Raw genomic sequence first — 14503 nt, 5'->3', positions numbered from 1 at the left:
ATGTGAAAACTAAACATATCGCTTACATATTACTTTTATTGGTTTCCGCCATTACGTCTGGACAGTCGGATATGGATGTACTTTTAAAACAGTACAACACCCGCTCTGTTCCTTACATTTCGGTGCAACAGCTCAAGATGGAACTAGAGGATTACCTCATACTCGACACCCGTAAAAAAGAAGAGTATGAGGTAAGTCATATTCCCGGCGCGGTGTGGGTTTCTGAGAAGGTGAATGATAGTTTGTACGCTTTCGCGAAAGCAAAAAAAAATCAACCCATCGTCGTTTATTGCTCAGTAGGGATACGCTCTGAAGATTTTGGCGAGCGACTGAAGAAGAAAGGATTTACAAACGTCAAAAATCTATACGGAAGCATATTTGCTTGGAAAGATGAAGGCTACGAAATTCAAAACAAGAAAAAACAACCAACCGACTCTGTTCACGTATTTTCCAAAGTATGGGGAAAGTATTTAAAAACAGGACATAAAGTTTACTAGATGAATAAATATATACCACTCATTTTTATAGGACTCACCATAATAGGATTTGCTTTACTGGCTTATCATCTTACTAATGAAACCTCAGACTGGAAGGATTATCTCTCTAGTATTTTAATAATTACAGCAAATATTGGGATGTTTATAGCCATTAAAAAAAGTGACCAGTGGACAAAAAAAGATGATGAGTAATGACTAAAAAGAAAATCATTCTCATATTTATCATACTTCTTATCCTATTACTCATACTTACTGTAAGCAAGCTAGATTTTGAAAACCTAGGTTGGTCTTCTAACGTAAGTATGTACCAACAGCTCATTACAATGGCAGTTATGTTTTTATATCTGGTATATAATTATAGAAAACAACAATGAAAAAAAATATAGTACTCATATTCACCAGAAACCCAGAATTAGGCAAAGTTAAGAGCCGGCTAGCCAAAGGTGTTGGCCAGGCAAGTGCCCTGGAGATTTATAAGAAACTTTTATCACATACTAAGGACGTAGTGAGCACTATAAATTGTACAAAACGCGTAGGCTACTCTATAAAGGTCCGCAATAATGACATGTGGGATAATTCTATTTTTGAAAAATTTCAGCAAGAAGGCGAAGATCTAGGGGTGCGTATGTATAATGCTTTTGAGAAAGCCTTTGCGGATGGATACGACAACGTACTCATTATAGGTAGTGACCTCTACGATTTGCGCGCTTCTCATATAAAGGAAGCTTTTAACGCGCTACATACTAATGACGCAGTAATAGGCCCAGCGCAAGATGGAGGCTATTACCTATTAGGTATGAATAAACTTGTAAAAGATGTATTTTACAACAAAGAATGGGGCGGAGATTCAGTTTACAAACAAACAATGGAAGATTTAAGTACTGAGAGGGTTCACAACCTTGCAATGCTTAACGATATAGATTATGCTGAAGATCTAGCACCATACCCAATTTTTCAACAATATTTACAAAAAGACTAAAATCGTACTTTTACAAGACAATATATACTTATGCAAAAATTTATAAACGAAACTTCAGATTATCTTAGAAACAAAGGTTTTGAGAATCCCGAAGTAGGTATCATACTAGGAACAGGCCTAGGGCAGTTATTAAAAAAAATTGATATTGAGAAAACAGTAAGTTATAATCACATACCTAATTTCCCAACAGCTACTGTAGAGTTTCACACGGGTAAATTAATTTACGGAACTTTAGAGGGCAAGAAAGTTATTGTTATGCAAGGTCGCTTTCATGTATATGAAGGCTATTCACTTACTGATGTGACCTATCCTGTGCGCGTAATGCACGCTTTGGGAATTAAAAAATTGTTAGTTTCTAACGCATCTGGGGCGATTAACTTTGACTTCAAAAAAGGGGAATTAATGCTCATAGATGATCACATTAATCTACAAGGAGGCTCCCCGCTTGCTTTTAAAGGCGTTGAAAAAATGGGAGAGCGTTTTGTAGACATGAGCGCTCCTTATGATAGTGAAATGAATACCCAATTAAAATCAATAGCAAAAAATAATGCTATCAATCTACATGAGGGGGTTTATGCATCTGTAGTGGGACCACAGCTAGAGACGCGTGCTGAGTATCGCTATCTAAAAATTATTGGAGCAGATGCTGTTGGCATGAGCACGGTACCAGAAGTTATCGTTGCAAACCATCTTGGTCTACCCGTAGCGGCCGTTTCTGTACTTACAGATGAGTGTGATCCTGATAACTTGAAACCTGTGAATATTCCTGAAATTATTGAAATGGCTGGTAAAGCAGAGCCCGCAATGATAACGCTATTTACAGAGCTAATTAAAAGTTTATAAATACGCTTTCGCGAAAGCGTGCTTACATTTAACCCACAACTGAGTGCGGCAAACGCAACAGTCACAAAAAACAAATTAAAGTGCTATGAGTTATTTAGATGCTACAAATACATTATATAAGGAAGCCGCTATTACCCCAGATGTGGGACTTTGCTGCACCACAAATCCAGTTTGGGAGTTGCCAGGATTAAAGATACCGCAAATCATGCAAGAGATGAATTATGGATGTGGTAGCACGGTAAACTCTAGAGATCTTACTAACGAACCAAAAATGTTATATGTAGGTGTAGGGGGTGGTATGGAGCTATTGCAGTTTTCTTACTTTAATCGTACAAAAGGTGGCGTAGTAGGTGTAGATGTTGTAGATGAAATGCTAGAGGCTTCTCGCAAAAACTTCAAAGAGGCAGAGCAACTTAATCCATGGTTTAAAAGTGATTTTGTTGAGCTAAAGAAAGGAGATGCACTCAACCTCCCCGAAGCAGATAACTCCATAGATGTTGCGGCGCAAAATTGCCTTTTCAATATTTTCAAAGCAGAAGATCTTAAAAAGGCTATTGACGAAATGTATAGAGTTTTAAAACCGCAAGGTAGGTTAGTAATGAGCGATCCTACGTGTGAACAGCAAATGAACGAGGCGCTAAGAAATGATGATCGTTTACGTGCGCTGTGTCTCTCTGGAAGCTTACCTATTAAAGAATATGTAAAGGCTTTAACTGATGCAGGCTTTGGAACTATTGAGATACGCGCTCGCAAACCTTACAGAATTTTGAGCCCTGAAGAATATCCTACAGACGAACTTATCTATATTGAATCCATAGAAGTTGCTGCTATTAAAGATCCCATGCCAGAAGATGGACCTTGTATATTTACTGGGAAAGCGGCTATTTACTATGGCTCAGAGTCATATTTTGATGATAAAAATGGACATGTTTTAGATAAAAATCAGCCGCTGGCTATTTGCGATAAAACAGCTGCAGCGCTTGCTGCTCTAGGACGTAATGATATTTTTATAAGTGAAAGCACCTACCATTATGATGGTGGCGGTTGTTGCTAGACGCGCAATGAAAGGAATTACCTAAAGGCACGACTCAAGTTGTGCCTTTTGCTTTTTGTAAATTTGAAATGTGATGGATAAATATATTGACACCTTTTTACAGTCTTACACAGACTATTGGAGCTACTTCAAGCGTGAGGTTTTTTTTGAAAATAATTGGGATAATTATTTTTGGGGTTTAATTATCGTGTCACTAATTGTATGGGGGCTAGAAATAGCATTTCCGTGGCGTAAGCAACAAAAGATCTTTAGAAAGGATTTCTGGCTGGACACATTTTATATGTTCTTCAACTTTTTTCTACTCAATCTTATTGTTTTTATAGCGCTTTCTAACACCGCTGAGCTATTTTTTAATGACATCATGGGACTTATAGGATTAAAGCTTCAAGATCTACAAGTTTTTGATGTAGATGAACTCCCTTTTGGAGTTGGCTTACTCATTTTCTTTATTATTTCTGATTTTGTACAATGGAATACACACCGGCTTTTACATCGCGTTCCATTTTTGTGGAATTTCCACAAAGTACATCATTCCACAAAGGAGATGGCCTTTGCTGCCCAAATGCGCTATCACTGGGTTGAGCCTATTGTATATAAATCTCTACTTTACATCCCTATCGCAGTAGTAGGAGGTTTTGACCTGCAATATGTTGCGATAGTTCATTTTACCGCGCTTACGGTTGGGCATTTTAATCACGCAAACATAGGCTGGGATTATGGACCTTTAAAATATATACTTAACAACCCAAAAATGCACATTTGGCATCACGCAAAGGAACTACCTGATAACCACAAATATGGAATGAACTTCGGTTTAACTCTTAGTGCATGGGATTATTTGTTTGGTACCAGTCATGTACCCCATGATGGTAGGGATATCGAGTTAGGGTTTGAAGGAGACACTAATTTTCCTGAAAACTTTATGGGCCAAATCACATACCCCATACATAAGAAAAAAGAGCATTAAAGGCTCCCTAACTAGTGCAAAATTGTTTCGAGTCGAATCGTTAATTGAAATGGGTTTTTAGCGTAACTTAGACTTTAGGATTGAAAGACAATCGCTTTCGCGAAAGCGTAGCAAAAAATATGCTTATGAAAATTACAGCTTACCTAATAATTATCACTTTATTGACGGAATGTGGAACTCCAAAAAATGTCGTAGTAGATACAGAAACTACAACTCCAGCGATTGTTACTGAAACTGTGGTAGACACCTCACAGACTGTTGTGAAAACTGATACTTTAAATGTACCTAAACAGCTAAAAAGTATAGAGGTTGTAGTGCCCGCAAATATAAAATCTGACGTGGTAGATAATAAAATAGAGGAAGTAATAATAGTAAAAACAGAATTGCCAGAAGCGGTAGAAGCGGTAGAAGCGGTAGAAGTGGTAGAAGTGGTAGAAAAAGTTGAAGTTCAGGAAATCCTACCAGAGACCAAATCACTGCCCAACTCTAAAAAAGATACGCTCAACACTCTAAACCATGACCTTTTCAATGCATTATTAAGGGCCCACGTGAATTCTAATGGTGATGTTAATTACAATGGATTTAAAAAAAATTGGTCTAAACTAACAGCGTACATTGCAAATTTAGGAGCAAACCTTCCTACTGATGAATGGTCAAAAAATAAAAAATTAGCTTATTGGATGAATGCGTATAATGCCATGACCATAGATTTAATATTACGCCACCAGCCCCTAGAAAGCATTAAAGACATCAAAAACCCTTGGGATCAACGTTTTTGGAAACTAGGTGACAAATATTACAATTTAAATGAAATTGAACATGATATTTTAAGAAAAATGGGGGATGCTCGTATTCATTTTGGAATTAATTGTGCCTCTGTTTCTTGCCCGCCACTACTCAATGAAGCATTTACCGCTAGCAAAGTAAATTCCCAGTTGCATACTCTGACTACTAGATTTATAAATGATCCAGTCCGTAATAAAATCACTCCAGATGTTGTTGAAATCTCTATGATTTTTAAATGGTTTAGTAAAGATTTTAAAACAGCTGGCTCAGTTGTAGACTATCTCAACAAATATGCAAATACAAAAATTAACCCTTCTGCTCGCGTTCGCTATAAAGACTATAATTGGTTGTTAAACAATTAAGAAGTTTCCGTTAAGCATCTACGCTGTTTATGATGTTTTGTGCTCCTTTGAGAGCTTTAGCATAATATCTTGACCCTATATATGCGATGACCCCAAACAATAATAACCCTAAAGTCATTGGGAAAATGAATTCTTGCCAGCTCTTGTCGATAAATAAATCTTTGCCAGAAAACAATACGGAAAAAACTGCTGTTGAAACAAATAACATTATAAAGCCTACCATTATACTTGCCTTTTGAAATTGAAGGTTTATTCTTTTGTATCTAGTATATTTCTCCACAGTTATTTTCAAACTATCTCTTTGCAAATCTATTTCTTTAAACTTCTTAAGTAAAAAGAAAGATCCTACTGACATTGTGAGAAGTGTAATGATTAATATAATTGCACAAAGTTGTGATTGCCACGATTGAAATTTTGAAAAATTATAGAGTACATATACTATAGTGCTTAGACAGATAACTGCACCTATAGTTTCTGTGCGTATTAACTTGTTGATTTTTGAATTATAATCTCGTTGTGCCATTTTCATAATAAGTTCATTTGTGAGGTTTTTTTGCTGGTCGAGCTCTTTGCTCATTTGTAACCAAGTTTTCTGCATCTGTTCTAAATCCATAATAATCTCTAGTTAACAAGTTGCTTTTTTAGTTTTTCTTTAATGCGTGAGATTCTAGTGCTTATAGCTGTTTTTGAAAATCCTGTTATGTTTGCAATTTCTTCATATTTCTTACCCTCTAGCAATAACAACATAATACCTTTTTCTATATCATTTAATTGTTTTATTTGAGCATAAAGTTCCCTAACCCTTTCTTCTAGTAATTGGTCCTTTACTTCATAAACAAGATGAATATGATCTAAAGCAATTGACTTTACTTTACGTTTTTCTTTACGTATAAAACTGAAAGAGGTATTAAGTGCCACACGATACATCCAAGTACTTATTTTAGAATCTCCTTTAAAGCTATCGTAACCCTTCCATAACTGCAAAACGACATCTTGATATAAGTCCATTTGGTCTTCTCGATTATCAGCATAAGTCATCACTATTTTATAGATAATACCCTCATTATCTTTTATAAGCTGAGTAAATTTTGATTCTTTTGTAGTCAATGATGGTTGCTTTTATAGTATAAGTGTATTCTTTTTAAAAAAAGTCACATCTCTACCTATATTTTTTACGTAGGTATAGTACTATGTTGTAAAAAATGACCTAAATTATTATTAAAGAGTGTGCTATATAGCAAGATGCAATTTACATTCGCAACTAAAATTACATATGATGAAAAACTTATTACACCTTTTTACAATTTTAAGTATTCTTTGCATTGTTGAAAGCTGCTCGCTACTATCTGCCGCAGGAATTACGAGTCAAGGCCAACCTACTAAGGAAGTTGAAGGTACACTTACATCCACCACAGCAAATTCATCTGTGAATGTAGATCACTCTAAATGGGACATCCTCCTCAAGAAATACGTTAATAAAAAAGGTCTTGTCGATTATAAAGGCTTTCAAAACGATCGTGCTGCACTTACGTCTTATTTAGATCAATTATCATCATTATCACCCTCTAACAATTGGAGTGTACAAGAACTACTTGCTTACTACATAAACTTATATAATGCTGTAACGGTAGATTTGATATTAGATAATCCAAATGTAAAAAGTATAAAAGACACAGATGCACCATGGACAAAAAACAGAGTTACCGTGAATGGACGTAATTTATCGCTTGCAGGAATAGAAAACGGAATTTTACGAAAAATGAATGAACCGCGTATCCATTTCGCTATAAATTGTGCCTCTATTTCTTGCCCGCCACTTTTAAGAGAAGCCTATACAGCCGGCTCCATAAATGAACAACTAGATCGAGCAACACGTGACTTTATAAATAGCGAAAAAAATAATATCAAAAAAAACAATGTTGAATTATCTTCAATATTTGACTTTTACACAAAAGACTTTTATCGTGGCTCTAATGAGAGCTTGATACCATACATAAACGAATATGCAACCGTAAAAGTTAATACAAATGCAGCTGTCACATTCCTACCCTACAATTGGGATTTGAATGATCAACAATAGCTTTTTGAGTATTGTTTTTTACGTAAGTTTGTAAGGATATAATACACTTAATGAAGTCTTCTATTTCAATTATAATTCCTGTGTTTAATGAATCTGCAACGATTATTGAGCTACTAGAACACTTGAAGCAGAAGGCTTTTTCTATTTCAAATATTAGTGAGATTATTGTAGTAGATGGCGGTAGTGATGATGACACTTTTGAGAAAGTAGCTACGCTTTCGCGAAAGCAAGATCACAGTCACATTAAAATATTACATTCTAAAAAAGGGCGTGCTGCTCAAATGAATACTGGCTCAGAAAGCGCAAAGGGTGATATCCTATATTTTCTGCATGCAGATTCCTACCCTCCACAAGATTATGACCACCTTATTATAAAAGAAGTTGAGCAGGGTAATGAGGCCGGTTGTTTTAAAATGAAATTTGACTCAAATCACTGGTGGTTACGTCTCGCAGGGTGGCTTACTCAGTTTGAATGGCGCGCTTGCCGGGGTGGTGATCAGAGCCAATTCATCACCAAAAACCTTTTTAACGAGCTAGGAAGATTTGACGAACGCTACATTATTTATGAAGATAATGATCTTATAAATAAATTGTACGCTCGCAACGAATTTGTGGTCATACAAGAATGGCTCACCACTTCTGCCAGGCGATATGAAGAAAATGGTATTTGGAAATTACAATACTATTTTTGGTCTATATATGTTCGGAAGTGGTTTGGCGCAAGTCCAGAAGAACTTCATCAATTTTACCTTAAAAAGGTTTCTTAAAAGTTACGCTTTCGCGAAAGCGTACTTACCTTTAAATCCATATTCGTTTTAAACTCTTAAAACGAATGTATTACTTGCTCTCAATTCGTTTAAATTGTTTTTTGATTACTTAAAACTTTACGATTTCTTTAAAGTTTAAAAATTGGCTTCAAGGCTCGCTATCTGTAACTTCACAGTATTAATTTAACTATAAATAACTACCCATGAATTTTCTTAAGGCCATGCAAGAGCGATATACAACTAAGAAGTATAATCCAGACAAAAAAATAAAAGCTTCAAAAATTGAAGAGCTAAAGGAAATTCTTAGACTCACACCTTCTTCTATAAATAGTCAACCTTGGAGATTCACTTTTGTATCAGATGAGCTTACTAGAGAGAAGCTCTCAAAGTATTCAAAAATAAACACAGAGAAGGTATTAAAGTGTGATACTGTAGTTGTCTTCAGTAGGATAAATGATTTATCTTTTTTTGAGCAGCAATTAAAAGAAGAACTACCAGAACGCGCTTTTGAATATTATGAACAAAATAAAAAGCCAATGGGTCAAGAAAATATAAAAGCATGGTTTGATAAACAGGTTTATATCTCTCTAGGCGTCTTTTTAAGTGCTTGTGCAACGATGGGCATAGATTCTACACCAATGGAAGGTATTGAGCCAGAAAACTATGACAAAGTTTTAGACCAAACAAAATATCAAACGCTAGTTGCAGTGGCAATAGGTCACAGAGCAGAAGATGATCAAAACCAACCAAGTATAAAGCCTAAATCTAGGATAGCTCTCGAGAAAATTGTGGAGAATATTTAAGTATAATCAGAACTTTTAAGAGTCATTAGTTTCTATTAAAATTCTCACTCAATATTGACGCTCCGTTTAATCAAATATAACTTCACCGGTAAAGTAGGCTTCGATGTCTACTACTGGTGGATTATTAAGTAAAATTAAATTTCCAGTGCTACGTAATTCTCCAGTAATAGATTGTTGTGGAGCAATGAGTATATCATTTGTTCCGCGATGAAAAAGAATTACATTTTGTACCAGAAGATTTTCAAGCGGTAATCTACTATCACCTTCAAGCAAGTTAATTTGAAGGTTAGTTACAGTACCAGATAAAAAGAAATTAGACAATCCATTACACTGTACTAACACATTTTCTGAATCCAGCTCAAGGCGAAAATCTCCATCTTTATGATAAAAGTCCTCCTCTATCAAATCGTCAGAGATTAAATTCAGATTTTCCCAGCTTAAGATACCATCACCTAAAACCGTTTGGCCGCTACTGTTTCTTATTTGTTTGAGATCGGGATGGCTAACATATATTTTAGAAGTATCATAATCTCTGGCAATATTACAAGCTCCATTATTACGTATATGGAGAGTGTTATTCTCCACAAAAACATCAAAATCTTCTAATAAATTCTCTCCTGTTTCTAATTGCACAGAAATTTCTGAAGCATCTTTTACTATAAGTTGTAGTCGTTCAAAAGCTACAATACTGTCAAAGTCCTCTAACTCATATTCTTTTGTGATGATAGTTCCAGTAGCTTTGAGACACGTCAAAGTATTATCTGTATCACAGGATATGAAAGTGAGATAAACTAAAGATAGCAAAACGATATATTGACAAAAGTTCTTCATATTAAAATCGATAACCTATTCCAAATTCTACAGCCTCAGCCTTTGCACCATGCGCTTTTACAACCATACTCCCTCTAAAATGCTTTCCAAACGTTCGTTTTAAACCAAGTCTATTATAAAATCTTCCTTCAAAATCATAGGGATAGTACACATAGTATCCTAATTGAGAAACAAATGACATCTCGTTAAAATGCAACTCGTGCCCCACAAAAACGCCAAAACGTTTCCAGTCTTCATCACCACTCACCTCTCCCTCTGGGAAGGCTACAGATTCATAACGAATAAGTTCTTTTAAAAAATTTGCAAAGAAAGCATCCACCCCTCCGGTTAAGCTTGATTTGTGGTTGATGCGTTTATCCACAAAGCCTGTTAGGGTAACAAAGCCATATCTTGGAGAATTATTAATATCACTTTGGTTTGCACCACTCCTTACGACTAGATTATAATGAAGTGGTTCTGAATATTTGGTCTTTTCTCCCATAGGAATAAAATCAGGCATTTTCTCATGGTTGGGAAAATAATTGATACCCGCAGTAAAGGCCCATGTATTTGTCGAATTGTTAGGTGCTTTTAGATTTGCATTACTATAATGTATAAGAGAGAATCCTGCATGCGCGCCAAAGCCCCTCCAAATATTATTTTGCTTATAACTAAACTTGAGCATTGTGCTACTTAAAACTCGAGTTCCATAGGCGTTATTAATGAAGTTTGTCTCGCGGTCATAGGGCTTAGTAGCAATAGCAAATCCCTGTCCTATCCGAAATTGCAATCTTCGTTTCCAATAATAAAAATTGTAGTGGGCATAACCAGAATATAACTCCCCAAGATAGAAGTTCTTCATATCTTGATATGCAAACGTATACCCTACATCTGGGAAATTATACCTTCTTTCCCAGTCCTCAAACCCATAGGTCTTTCGGTTATACGCAAGCATTATACCTGTGGGATGCTCTGTAATAAGGTGAGAAATGTCCGGATTATGTTCTAAAATAGTTCCATAAAAAAGGTCTGCTTCAATATCAAAAGGTTTTAAAATTTTCTCTTGGGCATGTAACAAACAACAGTTTAATAAGAAAAGAAATAAAGCGATAGTACGCATAGATAGCAATGAAGAACTTATTAGTTTTGGTGTGAACTTACAAAAATTTTCAAATTGAAAATAATTATGATCAATAAGAATTTATCTAAAAATAGTACGTTTTCGCGAAAGCAAAAAAAAAAGCAGCCTTCCGGCTGCTCTTCAGTATTCTTATTTCAGTTATCTTACCTATTGTAAATAACTTTTGCATTTGCAATTTCATCATCAAGATCGTTCATACTAGATAAGTACCTATACTGATTATTGAATAATCTGTTAGGCTTTTCACCAACTATTATATATTCTACATTCATATTTGGTGCATTCAATTCAATTTGATCTTGAACTCTCATTGTTTTACCTGCAATACTTTGAGTCATTTTTTCTAACTCAGCAATGACATATAATTTATTGTTGTAAGCTCTTATTTCTTTGATATCAAGATTATGCTCAACGTCATCTACTTCTGCTTCTACACGTAGCGTACGCTCCATCTTTTCTTTATCTTCATAATCTTCAGGCATATCTACATCTACATAAGGAACTTCAATTTCCTCTTCTTCCATTACAACTACTACTTTTGGCACTTCTACCATCTTAGTTCTAGTTCCTACATTTACATCTGCCCAGTCTACGTCAAATGATGGTAGATCTCCTGCCTCTGCGTCTACATCTACATCTACTTCTGGAAGTTCAACTTGTCCTTTTTTATCGATATCACAGCTGATTAATGCTGTTACTACTGCTATACTTAAAAGATATTTTTTCATCATAATTTAATTTTAGTTTGTTATTCTTTATTTGCTGTTTACATAAAAGGCATGAATGACTCCTGGAAGCCAGCCTAGTAATGTAAGTAATATGTTTATAAGTAAATCTTTACCTGCACCTTTTGTTAATGCTACTGCTAGTGGTGGAAGTAAAATACTTAAGATAATAATGAGTAATGACATTCTGATTGTTTTTAATAGTTTGTACAAATGTAAATGATCAATAAAGGTTCTACAGTTAAAGAATTTGCAATTGAGACAACGTTAACAACACGCTGCTAGATATTAACACGCCATTATGTTTTATACTATTAATATTGTGCTCTTGTAATCTAAATAAGGTAAATAGTACTGTTTTCCTTTACATTCTACTGAAAATCAAAAATGTAAAATTATCGATATAATGCAATTAATCTCCGACGAATGGCATTTTTCCTTTAAAATTCACTATCATTGCATATAGTAACTCAGTGCTCCCCGATGAGAAATTTTTCTTTGTATTTTATATGCGTTGTTGCAACGCTGACCTCACACGCTCAGATAGATACACTTTCCATCCAGAATCATATTGAAAAGCTTATAGATTCTTCAGCTATTAATTATAGTGCGGGCAACTATGTGAAATCTCTATCTAACAATATTGCCATTGTAGAAAATGCAGAAAAAATCAACGATTTTGCATACTTACAGAAAGGGTATCGTTATTTAGGTTATGATTATCTTATACTTGAAGACCTAGAGCTTGCTCGTGTGAATTTTCAAAAAGCACAGCAATATGCACAACTTATTGAGAATGATACTTTAGTCGCTGAGACCTATATGGATCTTGCTAATTTATTTTCTAACATTCCTAATGATTATGAGAAAGCAATACGCTACCACAATAAGTCTATCACACTATTTAAAAAGATTAAAGATTCTGTAAATCTTGGAAAGGCCTATTATAATACCATCATCACACTATATAATCACGAGCAATATAACGCTGCATTACCCTACCTTAAAGAAGCAAACAAACTAATAGGGATTGGCATAAGTAACTATAAGAATAAGTTATTCAATCAATGGGCGGAGTACTATATTCAAAATAAAAATTACAATAAAGTTGATTTTTACCTCAAAGAAGTTCTTAAAGATACGCTCAATGGCCTAACGAGTACAGATCTAGCTGATACTTATGAAAAACTCAGCTTCAACCTTTACAACCAGAAACTTTACAAGGAAGCATATGAGTCCCGAGTAAAATTTGAAGCGTATGAGGCTGAAACCTTAGAAAATATACAAAATGCATCTTCGCAAAATGCTGCAGCGAGTTTTCAAGTAGATGAGTATAAAAAGAATATTGAACGTAAAGAACTAAAAAACCAACTGCAGCAGGAAATAATGGTTAATAAGGAGCGTTTAAATAATTTTTTAACGGCTCTCGTTATAGCGTGTGTTCTTCTTCTAATACTATTCTATACCTCTTATAAAAATAGAAAAGTATTTATTAAAAAATTAACTCTCAAAAATCAAGAGTATTTATTAGCTAAAGAAAAGAGCGAAGAACTTTCAAAATCTAAGTCTGCCTTTTTTTCTACGGTAAGTCATGAGCTTCGGACTCCATTATATGGTGTCATTGGTTTAAGCACGATCTTACTAGACAACCCAGAATTGAAATCGCACGAGCAGGACATCAAATCCTTAAAATTTTCAGCAGATTATTTGTTGGCCCTTATTAACGATGTGCTTCAGATAAGTAAAATTGATTCAAAATTGCTGGAAGAAAATGAAGAAAATTTTAATGTAAGAGAATTTATAAAAAATATTGTTTCTTCTTTTGAGTACATGCGACTTCAAAATAAAAATATAATTAATATTGATATTGATTCAAAAGTACCGCGAGTTTTACGTGGTGATGCAACACGATTATCTCAGATATTAATGAACCTTATAGGTAACGCGCTTAAGTTTACAGATAATGGCATCATCAACATTACAATAGATGTAAAAACTATTTCTAAAGAAACTACAACACTAAAATTTAGTATAGCAGATACTGGAATAGGTATTCCAGAATCAAAATTATCTAGTATCTTTAATGAATTCTCCCAAGTAAATTCTAGGCATTATACATATCAAGGTACAGGTTTAGGCTTACCTATTGTAAAAAAACTACTGGCATTATCTAACTCAAAAATAAATGTAGAAAGTGAAATGGGTGTAGGCTCTGTATTTTTCTTCACATTAGAATTAGATAATGCAGTTGCAGAAAGCCGTATTGAACCCACACTGTCCATCGATGAAGATGCTTTAAGAGGAAAACGTATACTTATTGTAGATGATAACCGTATCAACCAGATTGTAACTACAAAAATTTTGCAAAAATCTGATGTCTTGTGTCAAGTTGCAAATAATGGAGAGGAAGCAATAGCAGCAGCAAAAGAAGAAAATTTTGATCTGATCCTTATGGATATAAATATGCCGGTTATGAATGGTATGGAGGCTACAGAGAAAATAAGAGAATTTGACAACTCCATCCCCATTATCGCACTAACAGCTGTTGAAGTTAAAGAAATGCGAACAAAAATCTATGAATCTGGTATGACTGATATTATCGTAAAGCCTTATGACATCTCTAAATTTAAGCGTACGATCATCAAAAACGTAGCGCATATTAAAGAGTTAGCTTAAAAATGTTTAATAC

The 14503-nt window shown here is 34.6% G+C and carries 18 protein-coding genes; 12 read left to right on the top strand and 6 right to left on the bottom strand.

The window, feature by feature from the left end; all coding sequences use genetic code 11:
• Positions 1-2: 2 nt before the first annotated feature.
• From OD90_RS11115 to OD90_RS11080, 8 genes are all read left to right on the top strand, one after another.
• Complete coding sequence (locus OD90_RS11115; RefSeq protein ID WP_144669239.1) at positions 3-497, top strand: rhodanese-like domain-containing protein; 495 nt, start codon at positions 3-5, stop codon at positions 495-497.
• Positions 498-689 (top strand): hypothetical protein, encoded by a 192-nt coding sequence (locus tag OD90_RS11110; protein ID WP_144669238.1) that lies wholly within the window; start codon positions 498-500, stop codon positions 687-689.
• Entirely contained in the window at positions 689-871 is a 183-nt protein-coding gene (locus tag OD90_RS11105; protein ID WP_144669237.1) for a hypothetical protein, read from the top strand. The genes OD90_RS11110 and OD90_RS11105 overlap by 1 nt, the downstream gene beginning before the upstream one ends.
• Complete coding sequence (locus tag OD90_RS11100) at positions 868-1476, top strand: TIGR04282 family arsenosugar biosynthesis glycosyltransferase (protein WP_144669236.1); 609 nt, start codon at positions 868-870, stop codon at positions 1474-1476. Before OD90_RS11105 ends, OD90_RS11100 begins: the two co-directional genes overlap by 4 nt.
• A gap of 30 nt (positions 1477-1506) precedes the next feature.
• Complete coding sequence (locus OD90_RS11095; protein WP_144669235.1) at positions 1507-2319, top strand: purine-nucleoside phosphorylase; 813 nt, start codon at positions 1507-1509, stop codon at positions 2317-2319.
• Between the two features lie 85 nt (positions 2320-2404).
• Positions 2405-3373, top strand: coding sequence for an arsenosugar biosynthesis arsenite methyltransferase ArsM (arsM, locus tag OD90_RS11090; protein ID WP_144669234.1), 969 nt, complete (start codon positions 2405-2407; stop codon positions 3371-3373).
• Positions 3374-3446: 73 nt separating this feature from the next.
• Entirely contained in the window at positions 3447-4340 is an 894-nt protein-coding gene (locus OD90_RS11085) for a sterol desaturase family protein (protein ID WP_144669233.1), read from the top strand.
• 125 nt (positions 4341-4465) lie between these two features.
• Entirely contained in the window at positions 4466-5488 is a 1023-nt protein-coding gene (locus OD90_RS11080) for a DUF547 domain-containing protein (RefSeq protein ID WP_144669232.1), read from the top strand.
• 10 nt (positions 5489-5498) lie between these two features.
• Here OD90_RS11080 and OD90_RS11075 read toward each other — a convergent pair whose 3' ends face one another.
• Together OD90_RS11075 and OD90_RS11070 are read right to left on the bottom strand one after the other, a co-directional pair.
• The gene (locus OD90_RS11075; protein ID WP_144669231.1) at positions 5499-6101 is read right to left on the bottom strand and encodes a hypothetical protein; all 603 of its coding nucleotides are present in this window, start codon (positions 6099-6101) and stop codon (positions 5499-5501) included.
• An 8-nt stretch (positions 6102-6109) separates the two neighbouring features.
• On the bottom strand, positions 6110-6595 hold the full coding sequence (locus OD90_RS11070) for an RNA polymerase sigma factor (RefSeq protein WP_144669230.1): 486 nt from the start codon (positions 6593-6595) through the stop codon (positions 6110-6112).
• Between the two features lie 166 nt (positions 6596-6761).
• On the opposite strand from OD90_RS11070, the gene OD90_RS11065 reads away from it, so the two are divergent.
• The 3 genes from OD90_RS11065 to OD90_RS11055 all read left to right on the top strand — a co-directional run bounded on the left by OD90_RS11065 (position 6762) and on the right by OD90_RS11055 (position 9138).
• On the top strand, positions 6762-7568 hold the full coding sequence (locus OD90_RS11065; protein ID WP_315897476.1) for a DUF547 domain-containing protein: 807 nt from the start codon (positions 6762-6764) through the stop codon (positions 7566-7568).
• Between the two features lie 50 nt (positions 7569-7618).
• Positions 7619-8335 (top strand): TIGR04283 family arsenosugar biosynthesis glycosyltransferase, encoded by a 717-nt coding sequence (locus tag OD90_RS11060; RefSeq protein WP_144669229.1) that lies wholly within the window; start codon positions 7619-7621, stop codon positions 8333-8335.
• A 203-nt stretch (positions 8336-8538) separates the two neighbouring features.
• Positions 8539-9138 (top strand): nitroreductase family protein, encoded by a 600-nt coding sequence (locus OD90_RS11055; protein ID WP_144669228.1) that lies wholly within the window; start codon positions 8539-8541, stop codon positions 9136-9138.
• A 66-nt stretch (positions 9139-9204) separates the two neighbouring features.
• On the opposite strand, the gene OD90_RS11050 is transcribed toward OD90_RS11055, so the two are convergent.
• The 4 genes from OD90_RS11050 to OD90_RS11035 form a co-directional block, all read right to left on the bottom strand.
• Complete coding sequence (locus OD90_RS11050; RefSeq protein WP_186434753.1) at positions 9205-9891, bottom strand: head GIN domain-containing protein; 687 nt, start codon at positions 9889-9891, stop codon at positions 9205-9207.
• 79 nt (positions 9892-9970) lie between these two features.
• Positions 9971-11068 carry an acyloxyacyl hydrolase gene (locus OD90_RS11045; RefSeq protein WP_144669226.1) on the bottom strand — a complete coding sequence of 366 codons (1098 nt, stop codon included), beginning with the start codon at positions 11066-11068 and terminating at the stop codon, positions 9971-9973.
• 164 nt (positions 11069-11232) lie between these two features.
• Positions 11233-11820 (bottom strand): hypothetical protein, encoded by a 588-nt coding sequence (locus OD90_RS11040; RefSeq protein WP_261374499.1) that lies wholly within the window; start codon positions 11818-11820, stop codon positions 11233-11235.
• A gap of 24 nt (positions 11821-11844) precedes the next feature.
• Entirely contained in the window at positions 11845-12000 is a 156-nt protein-coding gene (locus tag OD90_RS11035; protein ID WP_144669225.1) for a YqaE/Pmp3 family membrane protein, read from the bottom strand.
• Positions 12001-12312: 312 nt separating this feature from the next.
• Here OD90_RS11035 and OD90_RS11030 point away from each other — a divergent pair, with 312 nt between their 5' ends.
• Positions 12313-14490 carry a response regulator gene (locus tag OD90_RS11030; protein ID WP_186434752.1) on the top strand — a complete coding sequence of 726 codons (2178 nt, stop codon included), beginning with the start codon at positions 12313-12315 and terminating at the stop codon, positions 14488-14490.
• Positions 14491-14503 lie beyond the last annotated feature (13 nt).

It is taken from the genome of Dokdonia sp. Hel_I_53, assembly GCF_007827465.1.
Lineage (GTDB): Bacteria > Bacteroidota > Bacteroidia > Flavobacteriales > Flavobacteriaceae > Dokdonia.
Note: the sequence above shows the minus strand (reverse complement) of the source record. Positions and strands in the feature narration are given on the sequence as shown.

Bases quoted from the DNA above. Each gene is read 5' to 3' on its own strand.
- OD90_RS11075 (WP_144669231.1), bottom strand. From the start codon at position 6,101: ATGGATTTAGAACAGATGCAGAAAACTTGGTTACAAATGAGCAAAGAG.
- OD90_RS11095 (WP_144669235.1), top strand. From the start codon at position 1,507: ATGCAAAAATTTATAAACGAAACTTCAGATTATCTTAGAAACAAAGGT.
- OD90_RS11045 (WP_144669226.1), bottom strand. From the start codon at position 11,068: ATGCGTACTATCGCTTTATTTCTTTTCTTATTAAACTGTTGTTTGTTA.
- OD90_RS11080 (WP_144669232.1), top strand. From the start codon at position 4,466: ATGAAAATTACAGCTTACCTAATAATTATCACTTTATTGACGGAATGT.
- OD90_RS11100 (WP_144669236.1), top strand. From the start codon at position 868: ATGAAAAAAAATATAGTACTCATATTCACCAGAAACCCAGAATTAGGC.
- OD90_RS11040 (WP_261374499.1), bottom strand. From the start codon at position 11,820: ATGATGAAAAAATATCTTTTAAGTATAGCAGTAGTAACAGCATTAATC.
- OD90_RS11110 (WP_144669238.1), top strand. From the start codon at position 498: ATGAATAAATATATACCACTCATTTTTATAGGACTCACCATAATAGGA.
- arsM (WP_144669234.1), top strand. From the start codon at position 2,405: ATGAGTTATTTAGATGCTACAAATACATTATATAAGGAAGCCGCTATT.
- OD90_RS11035 (WP_144669225.1), bottom strand. From the start codon at position 12,000: ATGTCATTACTCATTATTATCTTAAGTATTTTACTTCCACCACTAGCA.
- OD90_RS11055 (WP_144669228.1), top strand. From the start codon at position 8,539: ATGAATTTTCTTAAGGCCATGCAAGAGCGATATACAACTAAGAAGTAT.
- OD90_RS11065 (WP_315897476.1), top strand. From the start codon at position 6,762: ATGATGAAAAACTTATTACACCTTTTTACAATTTTAAGTATTCTTTGC.
- OD90_RS11105 (WP_144669237.1), top strand. From the start codon at position 689: ATGACTAAAAAGAAAATCATTCTCATATTTATCATACTTCTTATCCTA.
- OD90_RS11085 (WP_144669233.1), top strand. From the start codon at position 3,447: ATGGATAAATATATTGACACCTTTTTACAGTCTTACACAGACTATTGG.
- OD90_RS11060 (WP_144669229.1), top strand. From the start codon at position 7,619: ATGAAGTCTTCTATTTCAATTATAATTCCTGTGTTTAATGAATCTGCA.